This window comes from Streptomyces sp. NPDC001970, assembly GCF_053594115.1.
In genome coordinates this window covers 73,123-97,035 of sequence record NZ_JBSFDW010000016.1, presented here as the reverse complement: position 1 = coordinate 97,035, position 23,913 = coordinate 73,123, and the positions used below count along the sequence as shown (strand labels likewise).

Here is a 23,913-nt window from a genome sequence, read left to right as displayed (position 1 = left end):
CAGGAAGGCGACCGGGGAAGGGCGGAGGGCTCCCGTCAGTTCGGGGTGTACTCCAGGACCAGTGCGGTGAGCCCGTAGTCCAGTTCCGAGCCATCCACCAGGAGCGCCTCCACCGTGCGGGTCTCCGGGTCGATGTCGGCCACGATGCCGTGGCCCGCGTAGCGGGGATAGCCCGACGCGCCCGACGCACCCGTGTACTCCACGGCCGCCGAGCGCACCGCGCTGTCCTCGACCGCCGCCCCGGAGCGGTCGACGACGTGCTCGGGCACCAGCAGGACCACGAAGCGCCGCGGAAGTGTGCTCATGCCACGACGCTAGCCACGCGCCGCCCGCCCCGCATGTCAGGTGGACTCGCGCCGGACGGCCTGCGCGCCCATCAGATCGCGCCGCTCGGGCGCACCGCCCGGATCGCGGACCACACGGTCGACGAGCTCGGCCAGATGCTGCCCGGTGACCATGTCGATCCGCACCGTGCTCAGCCGCGGCCGCAGCAGCCGGCCGAGCAGCAGGTCGTCCGCGCCGATCACGGCCGTCTCGTCCGGGATGCCGATCCCCGTGTCCTGCAGGGCCCGCATCAGGAGCATGGCGTACTCGTCGTTGTACGCGTACACGGCATCCAGGCCGAGGCCGCGCCAGCGCGCCGCGAGGGCGTTCGCCGCGCCCTCGTCGTACGCGAGCGTGAGCGGCCGCACGGTCGCACCTGCGGGTTCCGCGGTCTGCCGGACGCCGGCCAGCCGGGGCTCCGAGAAGAGATCGAGCCCCTGCTCCTCGGGCATGATCACGCCGATCCGCCGGTAGCCGCGCTCCAGGAGATGCTCCGCCGCCCGGGAGCCGATCTCACGCTGGTCCATGACCAGGGAGTGCGCGCCGTCCACGTGCTGCGGACCGAGCGTTATCACCGCCTTCGCGCCGGAGCGCTTGAGCACCTCGACCCCCTGCGGGGTGAGCGCGATCTCGCCGAGCGACACGACGGCGACGGGGCGCAGCTCGGCCCAGGCGCGGGCCGCGGCATCGCCGTCGAGGCCGAGGCTGCCGTACTGCACGACCGTGTAGTCCAGGCGCCGCAGCGCCCACTGGAGTTCGTTGATGAAGCGGCTGTAGAGCGGCCCGATCGGGACGTGCGCGGTGGGCAGCAGCACGATGCGGGTGTGCCCGGCGCGCAGACTGCGGGCCGCCGCGTGCGGTACATAGCCCAGTTCTTCGGCGGCCTCGCGCACCCGGCGTCGGGTGGGTTCGCTGATCCGTACCGACGCGGTGTTGTTGAGCACGTACGAGACGGTGGCCCGGGAGACTCCGGCCAGCCGCGCGACATCTGCACTGGTCGGAACGGAACGTTCTGCTGAGTGTCTGGGTGTCTGGCTCATCGCCCTCGGCATCTTTCCAGACCGATCCGGCACCGATCCCGCTCGGGTCCGGCGGATGGCCGGAATTGAGTGCTACACAGGGATTACACGAGTCAATGGCACGAGAGACCGACGCGGGAACCGCCCTCTCGTCCGGACGGTCTCCCCATCAGGCCGCAGGCGTCCTCGGGCGTCGGGCCGGCCTGCCGTTCGGGTCGGTCGGCGGGCCCTGCCGGGTGCCGCCCACTCCGACGACCACCGCACCGGCCACTCGTTTCGGCGTGATCGTGGCGGTCGCCGCAGTGATCTTCTCGGCCGCAACCCGCAACGTGCGCGCGCCCGCTCGGCAGCCGCCTGTCTTCAGCCGCACCTCCCGAAGGACCACACCGTGCTGCCCGCCGGCCTGAAGGCCAGGAGACGGTGTCCGTCGTGATGCCCGTCGACGCCGTGGCGACGGCGGTGTCCACGGTGGTGGCGGTCGGCTCGCCGACCGCCACCACCGACGAGGACTGTTCGTCGGCGAACCCGCCGCGCCGACGGCCGCGGCCATGGTGCTCCCGCCGTCCCGACGAGCTGGTCCGCAGATCGTCGCCCCTCGCCGCGTCCGTGATCGGGTCGGTCAGCGCTGACTGAACGACACTGTTCTTCGCGGCTGCGGTGTTGTCGGTGCCGTGAGCGCTCGCCGTGCGCCGCCCCATCCGCATCGTGCGCGGAAAACGCTCCGTCCATGCACTCACCGAAAGGCACACGACCGTGCGACTCCACACCCACACCTGGGGCGAGGGCGACCGCGTCGCGCTCCTGATCCACGGCATCATGGCCGACCACCGCACCTGGCGCAGGGTCGGCCCGGCGCTCGCCGACAAGGGCTACCGCGTGCTCGCCGTCGATCTGCGCGGCCATGGCGCAAGCGGTCGCGCCGGCTCGTACAGGCCGCAGGACTACGCCGACGACGTGGTCGAGACGCTGCCTGCCGGCGCCGAACTGGCCATCGGCCACTCGCTCGGAGGGTTCGCCCTCTCCCTCGCGGTGGAGCGGCTCGCACCGCGGCGCGTCGTGTACTCCGACCCGGCCTGGTATCTGGCGACACCCGAAGAGGGCTTCGATCCCGTGCAGTTCGCCGCGTTCAAGGTGACGGCCACACGGGAGCAGATCGTGACGCTCAGCCCGCGCTGGGAGAGCGTGGACGTCGACATCGAGCTGGAGACGCTCAACGCGTGGGACGAGTCGTCGGTGCAGGGCCTTGCGGGCTCGGTCGGCGTGGACCTGCTGCCCGCGAAGCCGGTCGTGCCGTCGCTGGTGCAGCTCGCCGACCCCAGTTTCCTGGTCTCGCAGGAGCGGGCCCAGGTGCTGCGCGAGCGCGGCTTCGAGGTCCGTACGGTCGAGGGCGCGGGGCACACGATCCACCGGGACGACTTCGACGGCTTCATGTCGTCGCTGGACGGCTGGATCTGACGGTCCGGACCTCCTGGGAGCCGCAGGGACCCGGTGCGCGGACGGGGGTGCGCACCGGGCCCCGGCCGTACGCGGCGGTCAGCGTGCCGCCGCCGTGGGCACCGTGACGGTCGGCGATCCGGGCTCCGGCGCCGCGGGGCGTGGGCGGCGGATCCACAGCAGTGCGCCGGCGAGCAGGACCGTCCCGCCGAGCAGCCAGGGCAGCGGGCCTGCCGGCAACCGTCCGACGGCCAGGCCGACCAGGGCGCCGATGAGCTGGAGGGCGAGGGACTGCACCGACAGCGCCGTGGCGCGGCCCGCGCTGTCGACGCGGCGGTGCAGGAGGTCGTTCTCGTTGGGGCCCGCGGCGCCGAGCCCGAGGTAGATCAGCCCGTAGCCGGTGGCCGCGAGGACCAGGGCGAGCGGCCCGGACCACAGGAGGGTGAGGCCGAGCAGCAGCAGGCCGGTTGCGCCCACACCGAGAGCGACCAGGACCGCGCGCTCCCCGCTGCGCGCCCAGCGGGACACGAGCGGTGCGGCGTGGCTGCCGAGTGCGGTGCACACGAAGCCCGCGCAGGCGAGCACGGCGAAGAGCACGGCGCCGGACTCCGGCGCGCCGGTCAGCGCTGCGGCGCGTCCGGGGGTGAGGAGTTCCACGGTGCCCAGAGCCGCGCCGGCCGCGCCCGCCGTGAGGAGCACCCGGCGTACGAGCGGGTCTCCCGCACCCAGGCGCAGCCCGCCGAGCACGGTGACCGGGACGCCGCGCAGGACATCGCGGAGCGCAGCGGGGGGCCTGGGCGGTTCGGGCAGCCGCGTGAGCACGTACGTCACGAAGACCAGCCCGACGGCCGTTCCCGCCAACGCCGGTACGGAGAGCGGGAGTACGAGCCCGGAGGTGGCGTCGGTCAGCCACGCGCCGGGGTCCGGGCCGAGCCCGAGCAGCCAGGGCAGTGCGCCGCCCGTCAGGGTGCCGAGCGCCAGCGCGGCGGCGGACGCGGTGCCCGCGCGGGCCAGTCCGGTGCGGAGCTCGGCGTCGGGGCCGGAGTGGGCCTGCACGGTGTCGACGTACCAGGCTTCGGCGGGTCCGCTCGACAGGGCACGGCCCGAGCCCATGAGCAGCATGGCGAGCGTGAGCATCCAGACGTCGTTCCCCAGCGCGAGGAGGACGAGGGCGCTCAGGTTGAGCACGCCCGCGGCGGCCAGCACGGGGCGGCGTCCGATGACGTCGGAGAGACCTCCGGTGGGCAGCTCCAGCGCGGCGACGGTGAAGGAGTGGACGGCGAACAGCGAGGCGATGGCGGCCACGGTCATGCCCCGCTCCCCGAGGAGCAGGACCTGTGAGGGTATGTACAGGCCCACGGGCAGCCAGAAGAGGAAAGTGACGGCGGTGAAGCGGCGGCGGGCGGACACGGGGTCGAGCGGGCCGGTCATGAGGCGTGTCCGTGCTGCGTCTCCGCGCCTTCCGTGCCCGTCGCCGTGTCCACGCCTTCCGCGTCCGTCCCCGTGTCCACGCCTTCCGCGTCCGTCCCCGCGTCCACGGGTTCCGCGCCCGTCCTCATCTCCGTGTCCGCGTTACCCGTGCCGTTGTCGCGGGGCGCGACCGGTGCTCCCGCGACGAGGATGACGACCTGACGAGCACGGGGATCGTCCGCGTCACGGGCCGCCAGTTCCTCGGCCTTGCGGTCGAGCGTCCGCCGGAGTTCGGTGAGTGACTCGGGGGTCAGCCGGACGATGTCATCGGACACGCCCGACGGTTCGAGCCACTCGGTACCGAGCCGGCCTGCCGCGACCCCTTCGTCGTACTGGACGAGGGTCTGCTCCAGATGCGTCAGCTGTGCCCTGCGGCTTGCGGAGACGAAGGCCCGGCTGTCGTCCGAGGCGGCCATGGCCTCGTTGCTCCACGACGTGATCCGGTGCACGGCGCGCCAGCGGCGCTCGCGCCCGTCCCGGTGCTCGGCCTCGGTGACGAAGGCGTACTTGGCGAGCACCCTCAGGTGGTAGCTGGTCGAGGCGGACGACTCGCCGGTGCGCACGGCGAGCTCGCTCGCGGTGGCGGGGCCGTGCAGCCGCAGCAGCCCGAGCAGCCGGATCCGCAGGGGGTGGGTGAGGGCTTTCAGGGCCGCCGCGTCGTGCTCGGGATCGAGGACGCGTCGGTGCTCTTCGCTGACCATGGCGGCAGCGTAGAGCGGATCAGGCGCTTTCCCAAAGTATTTTTGCAGAATTTCTTTGGGGAAGTTGTCCGAGGCCTTCGCCTCTACCCCGGGGACCGGGGACCGGGGACGCGGGCCCTACGCCGCGAGCGTCGAACGGAAGGCCGCCAGGGTGGACTGCGCCGGTGTGCGGTCCAGGACGGCGAAGACGATCTCGTCGAAGTGGCCGGAGAACCGGCCGCCGTCCCGGAGCAGCGCCCGGAACGCGCCCGCGACCTTGGCCGGGTCGTTGCGGAACACCCCGCAGCCCCACGCCCCGAGCACCAGCCGTCGGTAACCGGTCGCCGCCGCGGTCTCCAGGACCCGTTCCGCGCGTGAGGCGAGGGCGGCCGGTATGCGGTCGGCCTCCTCCGGCGTACGGCTCAGGATCACCCCCGCGTTCGGCGCCGGTGACGTGAGGAAGCCCACCGTGTACGGGGTGTCGAGGAGACGGCCGCGCTCGTCGCGGAAGACCGGGACGCCGGGCGAGTGGATCACCCGGTCGGAGTAGAAAGGGTCGCGGTCGGCCCGGTGGTGCTCGTAGAACTCCGGGGCGCGCAGCAGCGTGGCATAGAGCGCGGAGGCGCGGCAGAGCGCCTCCTCCTGCGCCTGTGCACCGTTCAGGAAGCCGCCGCCGGGATTGCGGGCCGAGGCGAAGTTCAGGACCGCGACCGGGCCGGGATCCCGGGCCACGAGGCGGCGGGCAGCGTCCAGGCTGCTCTCCCCGGTGACCTCACTTAGGCTGAAACGGTCCGTGTCGGGGACCACCGGCACGGGCCCGGGTCCGTACATCCGTGTCCCCTCGACCGCGGCGGACAGTTCCCCGCCGATCGTCACCAAGAGGCCGCCCGGCGCCCGGTAGCGACCTGCTTCGACGATCTCCTGGGTCTGTTTCGCGATCCCCCGCAAACGTGCGCTCATGCCTGGAATCCTCAGTGATCGATCAGGGAGGCAGCAAGCCGATTACGGCCCCTTTACGCCCCGCAGGGGCACTCTTGTGCGAACCAGCGACGGTGGCCTTAGGTGGACGGAGTGCCTGCGACAGGAGGAGTCGACCATGGCAGCAGACGGCTTCGGGGACAGCGGCCCGCAGATCTCCGGTGACGACGCCGAAGACCTGCTTCGATGTATCTGCTTCAAGACGGGCCCGCCCCGCGCCGTCGGGGTCGAACTCGAATGGCTCGTGCACGAACTGCACCACCCCCGCCTGCCCGTCGCGCCGGCCCGTCTGGACCGGGCCTTCGCCGGGCTGCGGGACCTGACCCTGGCCTCGGCGCTCACGTTCGAGCCGGGCGGGCAGCTGGAGCTCAGCTCGCCGCCCGCCGCGTCGCTGATGGAGTGCATCGACTCCACCGCGGCGGACCTCTCGGCCGTCCGGACCGCACTGCACGCATCCGGCCTCACTCTGACCGGTTTCGGTCACGATCCCTGGCATCCTCCGCGCCGGCTGCTGCGTGAACCGCGGTACGACGCCATGGAGACCTGCCTCGACCGCACCGGGCCCGCGGGGCGCTCGATGATGTGCTCGTCCGCCTCCGTCCAGGTGTGTCTGGACGCCGGCTTCGAGGAGCCGGGGCCGCTGGGGCTCGGCCGGCGCTGGCAGCTGGCGCATCTGCTGGGTGCGGTGCTGGTGGCGGCCTTCGCGAACTCCCCGGCCGGGGCCGGCCGGCCCACCGGCTGGCGGTCCACCCGGCAGGCCCTCTGGGCGGACCTGGACCCGGTCCGCTCGCTCGCCCCCGCGCCCGGCGTCGAGCCGCGCGCGGCGTGGGCGGCGCATGTGCTGGACGCGCCCGTGATGTGCATCAGGGCGCCGGAGGGGCCCTGGCCGGTGCCGGAGCGGCTCACGTTCCGGGAGTGGACAAGGACCGGGGCGCCGCGGCCGCCCACCCGCGAGGATCTCGAGTACCACATCACCACGCTCTTCCCGCCCGTGCGCCCGCGCGGCCATCTCGAACTGCGCATGATCGACGCCCAGTCCGGCGAGGACGGCTGGATGGTGCCGCTCGCCGTCACCATGGCCCTGTTCGACGACCCGGAGGCGGCGGAGACCGCGTACCGCACGGTCAAACCGCTCGCCGAGCTCGCCGGTGAGCTGCCCGCGCCCCGCAATCCCCTCTGGCTGGCCGCAGCCCGTGACGGGCTCACCGACCCCGAACTGCGCTGCGCCGCCATCACCTGCTTCGCCGTCGCACTCGAGGCGCTGCCGCGGCTGGGAGCGTCCACGGCCGTTCAGGAGGCGGTGGCCGCGTACCACGACCGCTACGTCCTGCGGGGCCGGTGCCCGGCCGACGACTTCTCGCTCAGCAGCAAGGAGATCAGCTCATGAACGAGTCCCCGGTGGCGACCGACGAGGCGCTCAGGCAGCGCGCCCTGGCGGCGCTGACCACGGCCCGCGCCCGCACCGCCCTGCTCACCACCTGCGTCGACGACCATGAACTGACCGCACAGCACTCTCCGTTGATGTCGCCGCTCGTGTGGGACCTGGCACACATCGGCAACCAGGAGGAGCAGTGGCTGCTGCGCGCCGTCGCCGGGCGGGAGGCGATACGCCCCGAGATCGACTCGGTGTACGACGCTTTCGAGCACCCCCGCGCCGAGCGGCCGTCGCTGCCCCTCCTCTCCCCCGCCGAGTCCCGGGCCTACGCCTCCGACGTACGGGGCCGGGTGCTCGACATCCTCGACGACCATCCGCTGCACGGCGGCCCGCTCGTCGACTCCGCCTTCGCCTTCGGCATGATCGCGCAGCACGAGCAGCAGCACGACGAGACGATGCTGATCACCCATCAGCTGCGGCGCGGCCCGGCCGCACTCGACGCGCCCGAGCCGCCCCGCGGCAGCACGCACGGGCTGCCGGCCGAAGTACTGGTCCCGGCGGGCCCGTTCACCATGGGCACCTCCGCCGAGCCCTGGGCGCTCGACAACGAGCGACCTGCGCACCAGCGCCGTCTCCCGGAGTACTTCATCGACACCACGCCCGTCACCAACGGCGCCTTCCAGGCCTTCGTCGCCGACGGCGGCTACTCCGACGAGCGGTGGTGGGCGCCCGAGGGCTGGGCGCAGATCCGCAAGCACGACATCGGCGCGCCGCTGTTCTGGCGGCGTGAGAGCGGGCAGTGGCTGCGCCGCCGGTTCGGGGTGACCGAGCCGGTGCCCGATGACGAGCCCGTTCTGCACGTCAGCTGGTACGAGGCCGACGCGTACGCCCGCTGGGCGGGGCGGCGGCTGCCGACCGAGGCCGAGTGGGAGAAGGCGGCCCGCCACGATCCCGCGTCCGGGCGCTCGCGGCGCTACCCGTGGGGCGACGAGGACCCGTCGCCCGGCCGCGCCAATCTGGGCCAGCGGCATCTGCGGCCCGCGCCCGCGGGCGCGTACCCGGAGGGGGCGTCGCCGCTCGGTGTCCGCCAGCTCATCGGCGACGTCTGGGAGTGGACGTCGAGCGACTTCCTGCCCTACCCGGGGTTCGCGCCGTTCCCGTACCGCGAGTACTCGGAGGTCTTCTTCGGCCCCGACCACAAGGTGCTGCGCGGCGGTTCCTTCGCCGTGGACCCGGTGGCGTGCCGCGGCACGTTCCGCAACTGGGACCTGCCCGTGCGCCGGCAGATCTTCTCCGGGTTCCGTACCGCCAGGGACGCGTGATGTGCCGCCACATCGCCTTTCTGGGCCCGCCGACCGCGCTGGGCGAGCTGCTCGTACGGCCGCCGCACGCCCTTCTGCGGCAGTCCTGGGCGCCGCGCAGGCAGCGGTACGGGACGGTCAACGCGGATGGTTTCGGCGTCGGCTGGTACGCCGAAGGCGATCCGGTCCCGGCCCGCTACCGCCGGTCGGGGCCGGTCTGGGGCGACCAGTCCTTCGCCGACCTGGCCCGGGTGGTCCGCAGCGAGGCGCTGCTCGCGGCCGTCCGGGACGCGACCTTGGCGGGCGCGGACGGCGAGGCGGCGGCCGCGCCCTTCGCCGCCGGGCCCTGGCTGTTCAGCCACAACGGCGCCGTCAGGGGCTGGCCGGACTCGGTCGCACCGCAGGCAGCCGCCCTGCCGCCCGCCGACCTGCTGTCGCTGGAGGCGCGCTCGGACTCCGCGCTGGTGTGGGCGCTCGTGCTGCACCGGCTGCGCAGCGGAGACGAACCGGGAATGGCGCTCGCCGACACAGTGCTCGACATCGCCGCGGCGGCCCCGGGATCCCGGCTCAATCTGCTGCTCACGGACGGCACGACGGTCACGGCGACGGCCTGGGGCGACTCGCTCTGGTACCTCGCCGAGCCCGGCCGCCGCACGGTCGTGGCATCGGAGCCGTACGACGACGACCCCCACTGGTGCGAGGTGCCCGACCGCACGCTGCTCGCGGCGACCCGCACCGATGTCCTGCTGACCCCGCTCAAGGAGCCGACTGCGTGAGCACGTTCCAGCTGACCCGCACCCTGCCCGACGATGCCATGGCCGCCGCGCTGCGCGCCGATGTGCTGCACGGGCTGACCCGTACGCCCAAGGAACTGCCGCCCAAGTGGTTCTACGACGCCCGCGGCAGTGAGCTCTTCGAGGAGATCACCAGGCTGCCCGAGTACTACCCGACCCGTGCGGAACGCGAGATCCTCGTCGCCCGCTCGGCCCAGGTCGCGGCCGGGACCGGCGCCCGCACCCTGGTGGAGCTGGGCTCCGGCTCCTCCGAGAAGACCCGCCACCTCCTGGACGCGCTGACGGAGCTGCACAGTTATGTCCCGGTCGACGTCAGCGAGAGCGCGCTCACGGGCGCGGCCGAGGCCCTGCTCGCCGAGCGGCCGGAGCTCCATGTCCACGCCCTGATCGCCGACTTCACCCGGAGCCTGACCCTGCCGGAGACCCCCGGGCCCCGGCTGGTCGCCTTCCTCGGCGGCACGATCGGCAATCTGCTGCCGGGCGAGCGGCAGATGTTCCTGCGCTCCGTACGCGCGATGCTGTCGCCGGGGGACGCGCTGCTGCTCGGCACGGATCTGGTGAAGGAGGAGGCGGTGCTGGTCGCGGCGTACGACGACGCGGCCGGTGTCACCGCCGAGTTCAACCGGAATGTGCTGGCGGTCATCAACAGGGAGCTGGGCGCCGACTTCCCGCTGGACGCCTTCGCCCATGTGGCGCTGTGGAACGCGCAGGAGGAGTGGATCGAGATGCGCCTCCGGGCACGGGACGCGGTGACGGTGAAGATCCGGGAGCTGGATCTGGTGGTGCCGTTCGAAGCCGGTGAGGAGATCCGTACGGAAGTCTCGGCGAAGTTCCGTCAGGAAGGAGTGCGGGCGGAACTCGCGGAGACGGGGCTGAAGATGTCGGAGTGGTGGACCGACGCGGCAGGCAGGTTCGCGCTGTCCCTGTCGACGGCGGTGTGAGCGGCGACAGCCCGGTGGACGGGGTGGGCGGTCGTCGCCTCCGCGCCGCCGGCCACCGCGGCGTGCGCGGCCCGGGCGAGTGAGCGGCGGTCGGCGTGGCGGCCCGCGGTGATCGGCGGAAGGATCCTGATCTCCGCGGTGAGCCCGCCGGCCGTCACGACCCGCCACAGCGACGCGGCCAGCGGGTCCTCACCCACGAACGCTGCGGCCCCGACGGGCCGATAGGAGATCCGTACGGGCTGTACGGACGCACCCGCGTCGATCGCGGCCTGGAACGCGGCGTTGCGGAAGCGTCCCTTCTCGCGACCGCACCACGTCGACCCCTCGGGGAACACGATGACCCGCGACCCTCCCCTGAGCGCGTCCGCCATGGTCCCGACGACCCCGGGCAGTGCCCGCAGCCGGTCCCGGTCCACGAACAGCGTCCCGCCGAACCCGGCGAGCGGCCCGAGCACGGGCCACTGCCGCACCTCCTTCTTGGCCAGCATCCGCCCCGGCAGGACGGCGGCGACCAGAGGGATGTCCAGCCAGGAGATGTGGTTGGGGACCACGAGTGTCCCGGCGGCGTCGCCGGCCTGCGGCGCGAACGCGGGGCCCGGCACGGAACCGGCTCCCGGCTCGGGGCCCACGACGCGGATCCGCACGCCGAAGGCGCGTATCACCGTGCGGCACCACAGGCCGACCAGGCGGGCCCGGCCCGCCGGGCCGAGGGGGATCGCCAGCGGGGAGAGCAGCACGCCGGCGAGTACCGCCGACATGCCCGCGATCAGGCGGGTGATCGCCGTCAGACGGCCGACCGTGGGCCATCGAGGGGTCGCACAGTCGGCCGGGGTGCAGGGCGCGACGGGGAGCCAGACGCTCATTTCACCGGGGCCAGGGAGAGGAAGTGGTTGAGGTAGCGGGGGTTGGTGCGGCGCAGCGAGAGCAGGACGTACAGGTCCGCGACGCCGAAGTCGGGGTCGTGGGCGGGCGCGCCGCACACCCAGGCGCCGAGCCGGAGGTAGCCGCGCAGCAGCGGCGGGAGCTCGGTGCGGCCCTCGGGGCGTTCGATGCCGTCGGCGCTCCAGAGCTTGTGCGGGGTGACCCAGTACTCCTCCGGGGCAAGGTGCTTGGCCTTGACGGTGTCCCACGTGGCGGCCGCGAGGGTGCCCCCGTCGGCGAGCGGGATCGAGCAGCAGCCGGCCAGCCAGGTGTGGCCGGTGCGGGTCATGTAGCGGGCGAGACCGGCCCAGATCAGGGCGATCACGGCGCCGTTGCGGTGTGCGGGGTGGACGCAGGAGCGGCCGACCTCGACGAGGTCGTCGCGGATGGGCGCGAGCCGCGTGAGGTCGAACTCGGTCTCGGAGTAGAGCCGCCCGGCGACCTTCGCGCGGTCGGGGGGCAGCACCCGGTACGTCCCGACGACCTCGCCGGTGTCCTCGTGCCGTACGAGAATGTGGTCGCAGTACGCGTCGAAGGCGTCGATGTCGAGGCCGGGCTCGGGTCCCTCGAGCCGGGCGCCCATCTCTCCGGCGAACACCTGGTGCCTCAGCCGCTGGGCGGCGCGGACGTCGTCCTGGTCGCGGGCGAGGGAGACCACGTAGCGTGGCTCGGCGGACACGAGTGGTGCGGGAGCGACGGCGGGCGATACGGGCATGGCGGCTCTCCTCTGCCGGACGGAAGCACTGGACCGCGCCTGCGGCGGCCCGGCCCCTAACTAATTCCGTGACCGGCTGGATTCGACATGACGTGGGTGCGGAGCGCGGATGTGCGCCATCTGAATGCCGGGCGACTCCGGCCCGCCCGGCCGGTGACCCGGTCCGGACGGGGCAGCGCAATGCCGGTCCGCATGAAGGGCGGACCGGCGCCGGAGAGTCGTTCGCGGAGCGATTCGCGGTGAACTCCGCGGAGATGTCCGCCGAGATGCCCACGGAACAATACGTCGCGAATGAGGAGAAAAACGGAGTATTTCAGGAAAACCGGTTGGCCCTGGCCCCTCTCACTCGGCGAGCGCCGCCGTGATGCGGTCCGAGGCGCTCTTCGCCTCCTTCACGGGGTCCTTGCCCTGCAGGACGGCGGTCATGTACTGCTTGATCGGGTTGTCGGCCTCGACGGCCGCCCACTGCGGCGAGTTGGGAGTGGCCCGCCCCCGCGTCGCGCCCGCGGCCATCGCGGCGGTGGCCGCGTCGCCCTCGACGGCCGACGCGAGGCTCGACTTGTTGGGCACGTAGCTCATGGTCCGCGCGAGCTCCTTCTGCCAGCGTTCACCGGCGAGAGCCTTGACCACCTCGATCGCGGCGCCGCGCTCGCGAGCCTTCTCGGGAATGATCAGATCGGAGCCGCCGATGAAGACGGCGCAGGGTCTCTCCGCGGTCTTGCCCGGGATCGGGAAGAACCCGAGTTTGTCCTTGAGTGCGGGGTTCGCCTCCTCGATGGCCTTCGCATGGGACGGGGCCGCGATGATCTGGGCGACGTCGCCCTTGGCGAAGACCCCGGCCTGCGGCGGCGTCTGCTCGTCCGCGTTCTCCGGTCCGTCGCCGAGGGCCTGGAGCTTCTCGTAGAACTCCATGCCCTTGATCGCGGCGGGTGCGTGCAGGGCTCCCGTCCAGAGACCGCCCTCGTCGACGGCGATCTCCCCGCCCTCTTCCCAGATGAACCCGGCAAGGGTGTACCAGTCCTGTCCGGAGAGGTAAATGCCCTGGTTGCCGCCGCTGTTGAGCTTCTCGGTGTCCTCGAGCCACTGCTCGCGCGTCTTCGCGGGCACGTCGATGCCCGCTTGCGCATAGAGGTCCTTGTTGTAGATGACGACGCGATTGGCGGCGTACCAGGGGATGCCGTACTGCGTCCCGTTGATGCTCCCCGGGTCGGCGAGGCCCGGCAGCCAGTCCTCGCTCCCCAGGTCACGCATGGACTCCAGGGTGAGATCGAGCAGCGCGTTGCTCCCGGCGTACTCGGCGACCTGGGTGTTGCCGACCTCGATGACGTCCGGTGCCTCGTCGCTCTCCAGCGCGGCGGTCACCTTCTTGCCGATGCCGGTCCACTCCTGGAAGGTCACCTCCAGGTCGACACCGGGGTGCGCGTCCTCGTGCTCGGTGACGAAGCGCTCAAGGAACTCGTCGGAGACGCTGTCCTGCATCAGCCAGACGGTGACGGTACGGCCGCCCGGGCCGCCGCCCGGCAGCATTCCGCAGCCGCTGAGCGCTGTCGCGGACACGATGGCTGTGGCGCAGGTCAGGAGACGGTTCTTCACGTAGGTCACCTTTGCGTGATGGCACGGACGGTGGACCCGACGTGGGGGGATCGAACAGTGTTCGCGCGGGCGTTGGCTGGATTTTGGTATGTACCAATCGGGTGGTCAACCCCCCGACACCTCGCGGACCGCTCCGGGGTGGTGCACCGTGGAGGGGAACCACCGCCACAGCGACGAGGAGTGCGGCCCCATGTCCCACCACACCTACCGGGTCACCGAGATCGTCGGCACCTCGCACGAGGGGATCGACCAGGCCCTGCGCAACGGCATCGAGCGCGCCAAGCAGACGCTCAGAGGGCTCGACTGGTTCGAGGTGACGCAGATCCGCGGCAACATCCTGGACGGCGAGATCGAGCACTACCAGGTCGGCCTGAAGGTCGGCTTCCGGCTGGAAGACTCGTAGGACAGGGCTGCACGTCACCCGTTCGGCCGCACAGGGCGCAACGGGTCCCGCGCAGCAGCCGCGTCGGAAGCCGTGGCGCGCAGCAGCCCCGGCGCCGCGCGGGCGCCGTCCGGCTCAGGTGCGGCCTTCGCGCTGCTGGGCGTCCTTCATCGCCTGGGACGTACTGGCCCAGCGGGCGCGTACCACACGGAAGCCCGCCCGTTCGGCGGCGTCGCAGACGAGTTCGTCGTCGTCGACCAGCATCCGGATCTCGCGGGTGCGGCTCAGGCGCCGCAGGATCTCCATTTTGGTGGTCCGCGCGGGCCGGCGGTCGTCGTCCCGGCGCATCCAGATGCGACCCGTGGGCAGTCCGTGCTGCTCCAGCCACTTCACGGTCGCCACGCGGCAGCGCTCGGGGCGGCCGGTCAGGTACATGACCTCACACTCCTCGGCCGCCTCGGCCGCCAGTCGTACGCCGTCGGCGAGGGGTGCGTCGTCGGGGGCGGCGGCGAAGAAACCGTCCCAGTCGCGCGGCTTCCGCTCCAGATGGTGCTGGCGGTGGCCGGTCTCGGCGACGGTCCCGTCAAGGTCGAATACGGCCAGCGGCCTGCTGCTCTGATGCACGGGCCCCAGGGTAAGCGGTCGCGGCAGGCAGCCGGCGGCGCGTCGACGGGAATCATCGTGGCGCAGGGGCGTTGAAGCCCGTGTGACCTCCGTGATCGCCTCGACCCGGTTCTCCGTCCTGGACCGCTCCCGCACCCGGGAGGGACGGGACGGCCCGCAGGCGCTGCGCGACACCGTGCGGCTCGCACGGGAGGTGGAGGCGCTGGGCTATCACCGCTTCTGGGTCTCCGAGCACCACGGCGTGCCGGGCGTGGCCGGCTCGGCACCGACGGTGCTGGCGGCGGCGGTGGCGGCCGAGACCTCGCTGATCCGGGTCGGCACGGGCGGGGTGATGCTGCCCAACCACCAGCCGCTGGTCGTGGCCGAGCAGTTCGGGGTGCTGGAGTCCCTCTTCCCGGGCCGGATCGACATGGGGCTCGGCCGGTCGGTGGGCTTCACCGACGGGGTCCGTCGGGCGCTGGGGCGTGACAAGGACGACGCGGAGGACTTCGCCGGGCAACTGGGCGAGCTGCTGCGCTACTTCGAGGGGGCCCATCCGCAGGTGCACGCCCGCCCCGCCGAGGGGCTGCGCGTGCCGCCGTTCGTCCTGGCGACCGGCGAGGGCGCGGACATCGCCGCCGCGGCCGGGCTGCCGCTGGTGATCGGCGACCTCAAGGGCCGGGAGCGGCTGCTGCGGGCCGTCGAGCGCTATCGCGGCGCGTTCCGGCCGTCGCCCTGGGCCGCTGAGCCGTACGTCGTCGTGTCGGGCACGGTCGCGGTCGCGGCCACCGAGGAGGCGGCCCGGCGGCTGCTGGTCCCGGAGGCATGGGCGATGGCGTACGCCCGTACGCACGGCACCTTCCCGCCACTCGCACCGGCCGAGCGGATCGAGGCGCGGACGATGACGCCGAAGGAGCGCGAGTTCTACGAGTCCGGGCTGCGCGGCCAGATCCACGGCACGGCGGATCAGGTCGCGGTCGCACTGGAGACGGTGATCAAGGACAGCGGCGCGGACGAGGTGCTGGTGACGACGAGCACGTACGACCGCGCCGGGCTGGTCGACTCGTTCCGGCGTCTCGCCCGTCTCGCGGGGCTGACCAGCGCGGATGTCCCGGCCGCTGCCTAGAATCCCCGGTATGCAAGGCCCTCACGATCCGTACGTCCGCGTCCGCGCCGCCCGCGAGCACAACCTCAGGAGCGTCGACGTCGACATCCCGCGCGACGCGCTGACCGTCTTCACCGGGGTCTCCGGGTCGGGCAAGTCCTCGCTCGCCTTCGGCACCATCTACGCCGAGGCGCAACGGCGCTACTTCGAGTCCGTCGCCCCGTATGCGCGCCGGCTGATCCACCAGGTGGGCGCGCCGAAGGTCGGCGAGATCACCGGGCTGCCGCCGGCCGTCTCCCTGGAACAGCGCCGCTCCTCCCCCACCTCGCGGTCGTCCGTCGGCACGGTGACAACGCTGTCGAACTCGCTGCGGATGCTGTTCTCGCGTGCGGGCGACTATCCGGAGGGCGCCGAGCATCTGGACTCCGACGCGTTCTCGCCGAACACGGCGGCCGGGGCCTGTCCCGAGTGCCATGGCCTGGGGCGGATCCACCGCACCGGTGAGGAGCTGCTGGTTCCCGATCCCTCGCTGTCCGTCCGGGAGGGCGCGATCGCGGCCTGGCCGGGCGCCTGGCAGGGCAAGAACCTGCGGGATGTGCTGGACGCGCTCGGGTACGACGTGGACCGGCCCTGGCGGGAGCTCGCGCAGAAGGACCGCGACTGGATCCTGTTCACGGACGAGCAGCCGGTGGTGACGGTCCACCCGGTGCGCGAGGCGGGCCGTATCCAGCGCCCGTACCAGGGCACGTACATGAGCGCGAAGCGCTATGTCCTGCACACCTTCGCCGACTCCAGGAGCCAGGCGCTGCGCACGAAGGCCGAGCGCTTCCTGACGAGCGAGCCGTGCCCGGTGTGCGAGGGCAGCAGGCTGCGTCCCGAGGCCCTCGCGGTGACGTTCGCGGGGCGGACGATCGCCGAGCTGGCGGCGCTTGCGCTGACCGCGCTCGCCGAGGCCCTGGCCCTTGGCGCGCGGGACCGGGACGACGAGACGGCGCGAGTGCTGACGGACGATCTGCTGGCCCGTATCGCCACGGTGACCGAGCTGGGTCTCGGCTATCTGAGCCTGGACCGGGCCACGCCCACCCTCTCCAGCGGCGAGCTGCAGCGCCTGCGGCTGGCCACCGCGCTGCGGGCGGGGCTCTTCGGCGTCGTGTACGTGCTCGACGAGCCCTCCGCGGGCCTGCACCCCGCCGACACGGAGGCGCTGCTGGTCGTGCTGGACCGGCTGAAGGCGGGCGGCAACACGGTGTTCGTCGTGGAGCACCACCTGGATGTGGTGCGGAACGCCGACTGGCTGGTGGACGTGGGGCCGCGGGCCGGCGAGCACGGCGGACAGGTGCTGCACAGCGGGCCGCCCGAGCGACTCGCCGATGTGGCGGAGTCGGCGACCCGGCGCTTCCTCTTCGACGTGCGTCCGGCACCCGCGCGGAGGAGGCGCGAGCCGTCGGGGCAGCTCGCGCTGGGCCCGGTCACCCGGCACAATCTGCGCGGCCTGACGACCCGGCTGCCGCTCGGGGTGCTCACGGCGGTCACCGGCGTGTCGGGTTCCGGCAAGTCGACGTTCGTGGGCTCGATCACCGAGGAACTCCCCGGCGTGGAGCGCCTGGTGACGGTCGACCAGCGGCCGATCGGGCGCACTCCGCGCTCCAATCTGGCGACGTACACGGGCCTGTTCGACGTCGTGCGCAAGCTCTTCACCGCCACCGACGAGGCGCGGGCGCGCGGCTACCGGGCGGGGCGGTTCTCCTTCAATGTCGCGGGCGGCCGGTGCGAGACCTGCCAGGGCGAGGGGTTCGTCTCCGTCGAACTGCTCTTCCTGCCCAGCACGTACGCACCCTGCCCGGACTGTCACGGCGCCCGCTACAACCCGGAGACCCTCGAGGTCCGCCACGGCGGCCGGAACATCGCCGAGGTGCTCGACCTGACCGTCGAGGCCGCGGCCGAGGTCTTCGCCGACACCCCGGCGGCCCTGCGGAGCCTGCGGGCGCTTCTCGACGTCGGCCTCGGCTATCTGCGCCTCGGCCAGCCGGCGACCGAGCTGTCCGGCGGGGAGGCGCAGCGCATCAAGCTCGCCGCCGAGCTCCAGAGGCTGCGTCGCGGCCACACCCTGTACGTGCTGGACGAGCCCACCACCGGGCTGCATCCGGCGGATGTGGAGGTGCTGATGCGGCAGTTGCACGGCCTGGTCGACGCCGGGCATTCGGTGGTCGTCGTCGAGCACGACATGGATGTGGTCGCGGACGCGGACTGGGTGATCGACCTGGGGCCGGGCGGCGGGGACGAGGGCGGCAGGATCGTGGCCGAGGGACCCCCGGCGGACGTGGCGCGGGAGGCGGGCAGCCGGACCGCGCCGTATCTGGCCAGGTCCCTCGGCAGGGGATCGGGCAGCAGTACCGGGTAGAGCGTCACCGCCGCACCGCACGCCCGGGCCCGCCCCGCAGGCGGCTCGTCACACGTGGCACCCCCGACCGTTCCGTTCTAAGGTCGAGCTGACGGCCCCGGTCGGAACGACCCGCCGCAGGGGAGCCTTGGCATGAACGATCCCGGCAACACCAGCGAGAGCACCGCACTCCTTGTGGTTGATCCGTACAACGACTTCCTGTCCGAAGGCGGGAAGCTGTGGCCGCGCACGAAGGCGGTCGCCGAACAGGTCGGCCTCCTCGACCACATGCGTCAGGTCCTGGCGGCGGCTCGCGCCGCCGGGTTGCGCGTACTGTTCGTGCCTCACCGCAGGACCGCCCCGGGCGACTACGAGACCTGGGCCTTTCTGTCGCCCTCGCAGGACGCCACGCGCAAGGCCCGGTTCTTCGCGGCAGGTTCATGGGGCGGAGAGTTCCACCCGGACTTCCAGCCGCGCGACGGAGAGCTCCGCGTCCACGAGCACTGGTCCGCGAGCGGCTTCGCCAACACCGATCTCGACTTCCTGCTGAAGCAGCATCATGTCTCACGGATCGTGCTGATGGGCATGCGTGCGAACACCTGCATCGACACCACGGCGCGCTTCGCGCAGGAGCTCGGCTATCACGTCACGCTCATCAGGGACGCGATCGCCGCGTTCCGCCCCGAGGAGATGCAGGCGACCTTCGAGATCAACGCTCCGGCCTATGCCCACGCCATCCTCACCGCGGACGAGTTCACCGCGGGCCTGGTCGGCGTTGCGACCGCCGGCCCTTGACCACCGCACCGCGCGGCGTGTCGTGCTACCGGCCGGCCTTCCGGGTCGCACGCAGCCACTCCTTGTTCATCGCCGCGATCGACGGCATCGGGATGCCCTTCGGGCAGGCCGTCGCGCACTCGCCGGTCAGGGTGCAGCCGCCGAAGCCCTCCTCGTCCATGGCCGCGACCATGTCCAGCACGCGGGTCTCGCGCTCCGGCGCACCCTGCGGCAGCACATTGAGGTGGTTGATCTTCGCCGAGGTGAAGAGCATCGCCGAGCCGTTGGGGCAGGCCGCGACGCAGGCACCGCAGCCGATGCACTCGGCGTGCTCGAAGGCGAAGTCGGCGTCGGCCTTGGGGACCGGGGTGGCGTGGGCCTCGGGGGCGGAGCCGGTCGGCGCGGAGATGTAGCCGCCGGCCTGGATGATCCGGTCGAAGGCGGACCGGTCGACCACCAGGTCCTTCACCACCGGGAAGGCCGAGGCGCGCCACGGCTCGACGTCGATGGTGTCGCCGTCCTCGAAGGACCGCATGTGGAGCTGGCAGGTGGTGGTGCGCTCCGGGCCGTGCGCGTCGCCGTTGATGACGAGCGAGCAGGCGCCGCAGATGCCCTCGCGGCAGTCGTGGTCGAAGGCGACCGGGTCCTCTCCGCGCAGGATGAGTTCCTCGTTGAGGGTGTCGAGCATCTCCAGGAACGACATGTCCTGGGAGATGCCGTCCACCTCGTAGGTGGCCATGGCGCCGGGGGCGTCGGCGTCCTTCTGACGCCAGACGCGGAGGTTGAGCTTCATGCGTAGCTCCGCTGGGTGGGGTGGACGTACTCGAAGACGAGGTCTTCCTTGTGCAGGACAGGCGCTTCGCCGGTTTCCGTGAACTCCCAGGCGGCGGCGTACGAGAACTCCTCGTCCCTGCGCGCGGCCTCGCCGTCCGGGGTCTGGGACTCCTCGCGGAAGTGGCCGCCGCAGGACTCCGACCGGTTCAGCGCGTCGAGGCACATCAGCTCGGCGAGCTCCAGGTAGTCGACGATCCGGTTGGCCTTCTCCAGCGACTGGTTGAATTCCTCGCCGGTACCGGGCACCTTGATCCGGCGCCAGAACTCCTCACGGATCTGCGGGATCCGGTCGAGGGCCTTGCGCAGCCCTGCGTCGGTCCGGGCCATTCCGCAGAACTCCCACATCAGCTCGCCGAGTTCGCGGTGGAACGAGTCGGGCGTGCGGTCGCCGTCGACAGCGAGGAGGAGCTGGAGCCGGTCCCCGGTCTCGGCGAGCACCTCGGCCACGGCGGGGTGGCTGTCGTCGATCGTGTCGTGCTGCGGGTTGCGGGCGAGATAGTCGTTGATCGTCGACGGGAGGACGAAGTAGCCGTCGGCGAGGCCCTGCATCAGCGCGGACGCGCCGAGGCGGTTGGCACCGTGGTCGGAGAAGTTGGCCTCACCGATGGCGAAGAGGCCGGGAACGGTGGTCTGGAGGTCGTAGTCGACCCACAGTCCGCCCATGGTGTAGTGCACGGCGGGGTAGATCCGCATCGGCACCTCGTACGGGTTCTCCGCAGTGATCCGCTCGTACATGTCGAAGAGGTTGCCGTACTTCTCCTCGACCTTCGCCCGGCCCATGCGCCGGATCGCGTCGGCGAAGTCCAGGTAGACGCCCTGGCCGCCGGGGCCGACGCCCCGTCCCTCGTCGCAGACGTTCTTGGCGGCCCGGGAGGCGATGTCGCGCGGGACGAGGTTGCCGAAGGAGGGGTAGATGCGCTCCAGGTAGTAGTCGCGCTCGTCCTCGGGGATCTCGTTCGCCGGTCGGGTGTCGCCCTTGGCCTTCGGGACCCAGATGCGGCCGTCGTTGCGGAGCGACTCGCTCATCAGCGTCAGCTTGGACTGGTGGTCGCCGGTACGCGGGATGCAGGTGGGGTGGATCTGGGTGAAGCAGGGGTTGGCGAAGTACGCGCCCCGGCGGTGCGCCCGCCACACGGCGGTGGCGTTGGAGTTCATGGCGTTCGTCGACAGGTAGAAGACGTTGCCGTAGCCGCCGGTGGCCAGGACCACCGCGTCGGCGAAGTAGGTGTCGATCTTCCCGGTGATCAGGTCACGGGCGACGATGCCCCTGGCCCGTCCGTCGACGACGATCAGGTCGAGCATCTCCGTGCGCGGATGCATCTCGACGTTGCCGGCGGCGATCTGCCGGGACAGTGCCTGGTAGGCGCCGAGGAGAAGCTGCTGTCCCGTCTGGCCGCGGGCGTAGAACGTACGGGAGACCTGGACACCGCCGAAGGAGCGGGTGTCGAGGAGTCCGCCGTACTCGCGGGCGAACGGCACACCCTGGGCGACGCACTGGTCGATGATCTCGACGGAGATCTGGGCGAGGCGGTGGACGTTGGACTCACGGGCGCGGAAGTCGCCGCCCTTGACCGTGTCGTAGAAGAGGCGGTGGATGGAGTCGCCGTCGTTGCGGTAGTTCTTGGCCGCGTTGATGCCGCCCTGGGCGGCGATGGAGTGGGCCCGGCGCGGGGAGTCCTGGTAGCAGAACTGGACGACGTGGTAGCCCTGTTCGGCGAGGGTGGCTCCGGCGGAGCCACCCGCGAGGCCGGTGCCCACGACGATCACCGTGTGCTTGCGGCGGTTGGCGGGGTTCACCAGCTTGGCCTCGAAGCGGCGGCGGTCCCAGCGCTCGGCGACGGGCCCGGCGGGTGCCTTGGTGTCGGCGATCGAGGCGCCGGTCTCGTAGTTCAGGTAACTCATGTCAGTTCACGACTCCGGTCATGACGGCGACGGGTACCGCGATGAAGCCCAGCGTCAGCACCAGCGCGAGGACGTCGGCGGCGGTCTTGAGAACGCGCTCGCGCCGCGCGTTGCCCACGCCGAGGGTCTGGGCGGCGCTCCAGAAGCCGTGCCGGATGTGCAGGCCGAGGGCGAGCATCGCCGCGATGTAGATGGTGTTGCCGTACCAGGTGGAGAAGGTCGCGAGGACGTTCTCGTAGGGGCGGCCGTGCTGCGCGTTCTCGTTGACGGTGAGTGTGGTCAGGTCCAGCAGGTGCCAGACGATGAACAGGCCCAGGATGATCCCGCCCCAGCGCATGGTGCGCGTGGCGTAGCTCGCCCGGCGCCGCTTGTGGACGTACTTGCTGGGGCGGGCCCTGATGTCCCGCCTGCTCAGCTGGTACGCGGACACGATGTGCAGCACGACGGCCGCGAGCAGGACCACACGGAAGATCCAGAGCGCCCACTCGTAGTGCAGGAAGGGCTCGCCGAGCGTGCGCAGCCAGTGGGCGTAGCCGTTGAAGTCGTCGGAGCCGAAGAAGATCTTGAGGTTGCCCAGCATGTGGACGACCAGATAGCCGAGCATGATCAGGCCGGTCACAGCCATGATCGTCTTCTTGCCGACGGTCGATCCCCAGAGGGATCGCGTCATGGACGGTCGTCGGTCCGTCCGCGTTGCCAGAGCCATGGTCACAGACGCTAGGTCCGGGGATGCCGAAAGGTCCAAGACATGGTCCGGCTCATCTCCATAGGCTCTCGCTATCGTGGTGGTATGCAGTTCCAGCAGCTTCAGTACTTCGTGGCCGTCGCCGAGACCCGTCACTTCACCCGGGCGGCCGAGCAGGTGCACGTCTCGCAGCCGTCGCTGTCGCAGCAGATCCGGGCGCTGGAGAAGGAGCTCGGGGCGGACCTCTTCAGCCGGGCGCGCGGGAACATCGCGCTCACGGACGCGGGCGAGGCGCTGCTGCCGCTTGCCCGGCGGATCCTGGCGGACACGGACACGGCCCGGCACGAGGTGCAGGAGCTGGCGCAGCTGCGACGCGGGCGGATCAGGCTCGGGGCGACGCCGAGCGTGTGCACCGGGCTGCTGCCGGACGTGCTGCGCGCGTTCCACGATCTGCACCCGGGGATCGAGCTGCTGATCGAGGAGGGCGGCTCGCACGATCTCGTACGGGAGCTGGCGCGCGGCGTGCTCGATCTGGCGCTGGTGGTGCTGCCGCTGCCGACTCAGGCGCCCGCGCTGACGACGGTGGAGCTGCTGCAGGAGGACCTGGTGGTGGTGTCATCGGCGGCTGCGGCAGCACCGGGGCGGCCGGTGCGGATCGCGGATCTCCAGGGGCAGCCGCTGGTGATGTTCCGGCACGGGTACGACCTGCGGGAGCTGACGGTCGCGGCGTGCCGGGCGGAGGGCTTCGAGCCTTCTTTCACGGTGGAGGGGGGCGAGATGGACGCCGTGCTCGGGTTCGTGCGGGCGGGGCTGGGCGTGGCGGTGGTGCCGTGGATGGTGGCGGCGCGGGCGGGGCGGGACCTGCGGGTGACGGCGCTGGCCCCGCCCGGCCTGCGGCGCACCATTGCGCTGGCGCACCGCAGCGATGTGGCTCCGCCGCGCGCGGCGCGGGAGCTGCAGCGCATGCTGCTCCGCACCCGGACCGGGGCGCCCACTGGCCCGGCCCCGGACACCTGACGGGCCCGTGCCCGGCGGCCCGGACACCCACGGTCCCGGGCGACGCCTGGCGGCGCGCGCGGCGGCCGCCCGGGGGCGCCGGTCGAGAACGTCCCTGGCCGGGTTCTCGCCCGTTGCTCGCCGGGCGCGGCCCGGACACCCACGGTCCCGGGCGACGCTCGACGGCGCGCCCACGCCCCGGGGGCGCGCGGCCCGGGGTTGTCGGCCCGGGACGTCCCGAAGGCGCCGGGCAGTGTCCCTGGCCGGTCCCGCCCGTTGCTGGCCGGCGGCGTCCCGGACACCCACAGTGGCGGGCCGCGCCCCAGCGCGCGCGGCCCGGGGGGGGTGTCGGTCGACGACGTGCCTGGCCGGTCCCGCCCGTTGCTCGCCGGGGGCGGCCCGATGGGTGGGTTGTGCCCACGCGTTCCGCCCCCTAGGACATCGTCCTGGGGCCCCGGCGGAACGGCTGCCCACACCTGATGGGCAGCGGCAGCCCGGCCCGAGGCCGGGCCACACTCGGCCGGCGTCAACGCGCCGCGGGAAACCTGCACCCGCGGCCCCACGCCGATGGCAGTCGGGCCGCAGGCCCGGGCGGGCCGCCCACACGGCGGCCGCCGCCGACGGCGCGCAACCGCCCGCGAGGGGACCCGCACCTGGACTCCCACCTGCGCGGGTGTGCGGGTGGGGTGCCCCACCGGCCGGAGGCC

The 23,913-nt window shown here is 72.3% G+C and carries 23 protein-coding genes; 11 read left to right on the top strand and 12 right to left on the bottom strand.

Translation table 11 applies throughout. The features are described 5' to 3' along the window. Positions 1–35: 35 nt before the first annotated feature. Positions 36–305: a hypothetical protein gene (locus tag ACWCP0_RS20585; RefSeq protein ID WP_451080237.1), complete on the bottom strand. Its 270-nt coding sequence runs from the start codon at positions 303–305 to the stop codon at positions 36–38. Between the two features lie 36 nt (positions 306–341). Next, entirely contained in the window at positions 342–1,364 is a 1,023-nt protein-coding gene (locus tag ACWCP0_RS20580; RefSeq protein WP_451080236.1) for a LacI family DNA-binding transcriptional regulator, read from the bottom strand. Positions 1,365–1,763: 399 nt separating this feature from the next. On the opposite strand from ACWCP0_RS20580, the gene ACWCP0_RS20575 reads away from it, so the two are divergent. Then, a complete protein-coding gene (locus ACWCP0_RS20575; RefSeq protein WP_451080235.1) occupies positions 1,764–1,976 on the top strand; it encodes a hypothetical protein in 213 nt (70 codons plus the stop codon). A 120-nt stretch (positions 1,977–2,096) separates the two neighbouring features. Continuing rightward, positions 2,097–2,798, top strand: coding sequence for an alpha/beta fold hydrolase (locus tag ACWCP0_RS20570; RefSeq protein WP_451080234.1), 702 nt, complete (start codon positions 2,097–2,099; stop codon positions 2,796–2,798). 78 nt (positions 2,799–2,876) lie between these two features. Here the strand turns inward: ACWCP0_RS20570 and ACWCP0_RS20565 are convergent, their stop codons facing one another. The 3 genes from ACWCP0_RS20565 to ACWCP0_RS20555 form a co-directional block, all read right to left on the bottom strand. Then, positions 2,877–4,208, bottom strand: a complete 1,332-nt coding sequence (locus tag ACWCP0_RS20565) for an MFS transporter (protein ID WP_451080233.1) — start codon at positions 4,206–4,208, stop codon at positions 2,877–2,879. After that, a complete protein-coding gene (locus ACWCP0_RS20560) occupies positions 4,205–4,948 on the bottom strand; it encodes an ArsR/SmtB family transcription factor (protein ID WP_451080232.1) in 744 nt (247 codons plus the stop codon). The genes ACWCP0_RS20565 and ACWCP0_RS20560 overlap by 4 nt, the downstream gene beginning before the upstream one ends. Positions 4,949–5,065: 117 nt before the next feature. Next, positions 5,066–5,887, bottom strand: a complete 822-nt coding sequence (locus ACWCP0_RS20555; RefSeq protein ID WP_451080231.1) for a TIGR02452 family protein — start codon at positions 5,885–5,887, stop codon at positions 5,066–5,068. A gap of 136 nt (positions 5,888–6,023) precedes the next feature. Between ACWCP0_RS20555 and egtA the strand changes: the two genes are divergently transcribed. Genes egtA through egtD form a run of 4 tightly spaced genes read left to right on the top strand, consistent with a single transcriptional unit; the run spans position 6,024 to position 10,316 of the window. Further along, positions 6,024–7,292: an ergothioneine biosynthesis glutamate--cysteine ligase EgtA gene (gene egtA, locus ACWCP0_RS20550; protein ID WP_451080230.1), complete on the top strand. Its 1,269-nt coding sequence runs from the start codon at positions 6,024–6,026 to the stop codon at positions 7,290–7,292. Further along, positions 7,289–8,602, top strand: coding sequence for an ergothioneine biosynthesis protein EgtB (gene egtB / locus ACWCP0_RS20545; RefSeq protein WP_451080229.1), 1,314 nt, complete (start codon positions 7,289–7,291; stop codon positions 8,600–8,602). The genes egtA and egtB overlap by 4 nt, the downstream gene beginning before the upstream one ends. After that, positions 8,602–9,357, top strand: coding sequence for an ergothioneine biosynthesis protein EgtC (gene egtC / locus ACWCP0_RS20540; protein ID WP_451080228.1), 756 nt, complete (start codon positions 8,602–8,604; stop codon positions 9,355–9,357). The genes egtB and egtC overlap by 1 nt, the downstream gene beginning before the upstream one ends. Continuing rightward, on the top strand, positions 9,354–10,316 hold the full coding sequence (egtD, locus tag ACWCP0_RS20535) for an L-histidine N(alpha)-methyltransferase (RefSeq protein WP_451080227.1): 963 nt from the start codon (positions 9,354–9,356) through the stop codon (positions 10,314–10,316). The genes egtC and egtD overlap by 4 nt, the downstream gene beginning before the upstream one ends. Here the strand turns inward: egtD and ACWCP0_RS20530 are convergent. The 3 genes from ACWCP0_RS20530 to ACWCP0_RS20520 all read right to left on the bottom strand — a co-directional run bounded on the left by ACWCP0_RS20530 (position 10,211) and on the right by ACWCP0_RS20520 (position 13,545). Continuing rightward, a complete protein-coding gene (locus ACWCP0_RS20530) occupies positions 10,211–11,179 on the bottom strand; it encodes a lysophospholipid acyltransferase family protein (RefSeq protein ID WP_451080226.1) in 969 nt (322 codons plus the stop codon). The genes egtD and ACWCP0_RS20530 overlap by 106 nt on opposite strands. Then, positions 11,176–11,952 carry a GNAT family N-acetyltransferase gene (locus ACWCP0_RS20525; RefSeq protein ID WP_451080225.1) on the bottom strand — a complete coding sequence of 259 codons (777 nt, stop codon included), beginning with the start codon at positions 11,950–11,952 and terminating at the stop codon, positions 11,176–11,178. The genes ACWCP0_RS20530 and ACWCP0_RS20525 overlap by 4 nt, the downstream gene beginning before the upstream one ends. A 342-nt stretch (positions 11,953–12,294) precedes the next feature. Further along, the gene (locus tag ACWCP0_RS20520; protein WP_451080224.1) at positions 12,295–13,545 is read right to left on the bottom strand and encodes an extracellular solute-binding protein; all 1,251 of its coding nucleotides are present in this window, start codon (positions 13,543–13,545) and stop codon (positions 12,295–12,297) included. A 190-nt stretch (positions 13,546–13,735) separates the two neighbouring features. On the opposite strand from ACWCP0_RS20520, the gene ACWCP0_RS20515 reads away from it, so the two are divergent. Beyond that, entirely contained in the window at positions 13,736–13,948 is a 213-nt protein-coding gene (locus ACWCP0_RS20515; protein WP_451080223.1) for a dodecin, read from the top strand. 114 nt (positions 13,949–14,062) lie between these two features. On the opposite strand, the gene ACWCP0_RS20510 is transcribed toward ACWCP0_RS20515, so the two are convergent. After that, positions 14,063–14,551 carry a phosphatase domain-containing protein gene (locus ACWCP0_RS20510; protein ID WP_451080222.1) on the bottom strand — a complete coding sequence of 163 codons (489 nt, stop codon included), beginning with the start codon at positions 14,549–14,551 and terminating at the stop codon, positions 14,063–14,065. A gap of 82 nt (positions 14,552–14,633) precedes the next feature. Between ACWCP0_RS20510 and ACWCP0_RS20505 the strand changes: the two genes are divergently transcribed. The 3 genes from ACWCP0_RS20505 (at position 14,634) to ACWCP0_RS20495 (ending at position 18,810) form a co-directional block, all read left to right on the top strand. Further along, entirely contained in the window at positions 14,634–15,656 is a 1,023-nt protein-coding gene (locus ACWCP0_RS20505) for an LLM class flavin-dependent oxidoreductase (RefSeq protein ID WP_451080221.1), read from the top strand. A gap of 10 nt (positions 15,657–15,666) precedes the next feature. Next, a complete protein-coding gene (locus tag ACWCP0_RS20500) occupies positions 15,667–18,036 on the top strand; it encodes an ATP-binding cassette domain-containing protein (protein WP_451080220.1) in 2,370 nt (789 codons plus the stop codon). A gap of 132 nt (positions 18,037–18,168) precedes the next feature. Next, positions 18,169–18,810, top strand: coding sequence for a cysteine hydrolase family protein (locus tag ACWCP0_RS20495; RefSeq protein ID WP_451080219.1), 642 nt, complete (start codon positions 18,169–18,171; stop codon positions 18,808–18,810). A gap of 25 nt (positions 18,811–18,835) precedes the next feature. On the opposite strand, the gene ACWCP0_RS20490 is transcribed toward ACWCP0_RS20495, so the two are convergent. From ACWCP0_RS20490 to ACWCP0_RS20480, 3 genes are read right to left on the bottom strand one after another with little or no spacing between them, the layout of a single operon-like run. After that, complete coding sequence (locus ACWCP0_RS20490; protein WP_451080218.1) at positions 18,836–19,582, bottom strand: succinate dehydrogenase/fumarate reductase iron-sulfur subunit; 747 nt, start codon at positions 19,580–19,582, stop codon at positions 18,836–18,838. Continuing rightward, a complete protein-coding gene (locus ACWCP0_RS20485; RefSeq protein WP_451080217.1) occupies positions 19,579–21,525 on the bottom strand; it encodes a fumarate reductase/succinate dehydrogenase flavoprotein subunit in 1,947 nt (648 codons plus the stop codon). The genes ACWCP0_RS20490 and ACWCP0_RS20485 overlap by 4 nt, the downstream gene beginning before the upstream one ends. A 1-nt stretch (position 21,526) precedes the next feature. Continuing rightward, a complete protein-coding gene (locus tag ACWCP0_RS20480; RefSeq protein ID WP_451080216.1) occupies positions 21,527–22,231 on the bottom strand; it encodes a succinate dehydrogenase cytochrome b subunit in 705 nt (234 codons plus the stop codon). Positions 22,232–22,315: 84 nt separating this feature from the next. Between ACWCP0_RS20480 and ACWCP0_RS20475 the strand changes: the two genes are divergently transcribed. Beyond that, positions 22,316–23,227: a LysR family transcriptional regulator gene (locus ACWCP0_RS20475; protein WP_451080215.1), complete on the top strand. Its 912-nt coding sequence runs from the start codon at positions 22,316–22,318 to the stop codon at positions 23,225–23,227. Positions 23,228–23,913: the final 686 nt, after the last annotated feature.